The sequence below is a fragment of the Chitinophaga sp. genome, from assembly GCF_035564935.1.
In the GTDB taxonomy this organism is placed as follows: Bacteria; Bacteroidota; Bacteroidia; order Chitinophagales; family Chitinophagaceae; genus Chitinophaga.
Map to the genome: position 1 here is coordinate 1 of NZ_DATMTE010001109.1, position 1,675 is coordinate 1,675.

2 protein-coding genes are annotated in these 1,675 nt (G+C 49.5%); both read left to right on the forward strand.

Going from position 1 to position 1,675, the window contains the following annotated elements:
- Positions 1–762: RagB/SusD family nutrient uptake outer membrane protein (locus VN105_RS28675; protein WP_325646740.1), on the forward strand; the 762-nt coding region annotated here is incomplete at its 5' end.
- A 43-nt stretch (positions 763–805) separates the two neighbouring features.
- A partial coding sequence (locus VN105_RS28680) for a DUF4959 domain-containing protein (protein WP_325646743.1) occupies positions 806–1,675 on the forward strand: 870 nt, incomplete at its 3' end.

The window sequence follows — 1,675 nt, forward strand, 5'->3', positions numbered from 1 at the left end:
CTCGATTTCTCAAATATCGCAGCACTAAGGGTGGCTACACATGCCGAAAGGTTTAACATCAAAGAAGGAGAAACTACTGCCCGCTTAAATTTCGACCGGGAGCCAAGATATTATGCCGACCTGGGATTCGACAGGGGCATCTGGTATATGGCCAACAGCCCGTCGAAGAACGATGAAAATACCTTCTGGCTGATGGCCCGCGGCAGTGAGCTGAGCCAGTCGTCGCCAGTGCCGATCGCCGGCTTTTATATGAAGAAAGTAGTAAACTGGCATATGGACTGGAACACCGTTACCTACCCTCCTTATCCCTATCCTGAAATACGCCTGGCAGATCTGTACCTGCTCTACGCAGAAGCGCTGAATGAAGTGCAGGGTCCCGGCGCTGAGGTATATGATTACATTAACAGGATAAGGGCCCGGGCAGGTTTGCAAACCGTACAAAGCTCATGGACCAACTACAGCCGGAACCCTTCCAAATATACTACCAAAGAAGGAATGCGGGCCATCATCCAACGGGAAAGAGCTATTGAACTTTGCTTTGAAGGACATCGTTACTGGGACCTGTTACGCTGGAAAACCGCTGCACAGGAACTCAGCGGCAATATCACAGGCTGGGTGGTAAGCGGTCAGACCGCAGAGTTGTATTACCGCGAAATTTCATTTCTCTCCAGGCACTTCGTGGCTCCCCGCGATTACCTGTGGCCGATAAAAGAAAATGACCTGCTGGTGAATCCTAACCTGGTGCAAAACCCTAACTGGTAAACTGCACCGCGTGCGGTTGTTTTTAACATTAAATCATTAAGAAGTGAAAACAATAAAATCAAATACGATCTTATATACGGCGTTTTCCCTGGCATTGGTATCAGGCTGTAAAAGAGAGGAGCTGAACAAAGCCATCGTTACCAATACCAATCCTCCCGGCGTGGTAACCGGGATCACGGTAACAAATGCAAATGGAAAATCAGTGCTCACCTATTCCCTTCCGGCCGATCCCGATCTTTCCTATGTAAAAGCGGTGTATGAAACTTCTCCCGGGCATCCTGCAGAAGTGAAAGCTTCTCACTACGAAAATACATTGACGGTAGACGGTTTTGGAGACACGCTCGCTCACGTCATCAAGCTGTATTCCGTAAACGCCAGCGAAGTAGCCTCTGCACCGGTTATGGTTACAGTGAATCCCCTTACACCCGCTATCAATCTTGCATACAGATCCCTGGCAGTAGAAGCTACCTTCGGCGGGTTCAATCTTACCTGCAACAATCCTACGCTGGAAAACCTGGCGATTATCCCGCTGGTAGATTCTTCCGGCACCGGCAAATGGGTACAAACAGTAGGGATGGACAATGTATACAGCAACGACCCTGTGATCAAAAGCTCCGTGAGAGAACAGCCTGCCATCAAAAGAAATTATGCTTTTGTGGTGAGAGACCGGTGGATGAATTTTTCAGATACCCTGTTTGTATCGCTCACCCCATTTTTTGAACAGCTGTTACCCAAGTCCGAATGGAGCAACTATGTATTACCCAAGGATGCAGAGATCCTGAATAACGGCGGTCGCACGGATGTACCGTACATCTACGACGGCGATTTCCACCCGGGATGGCCCCGTTGCCTGTTTACCCTGGAACAGGCCGGCAGTCCGCAAACGGTTACACTGGACCTGGGCAAAGCGCAT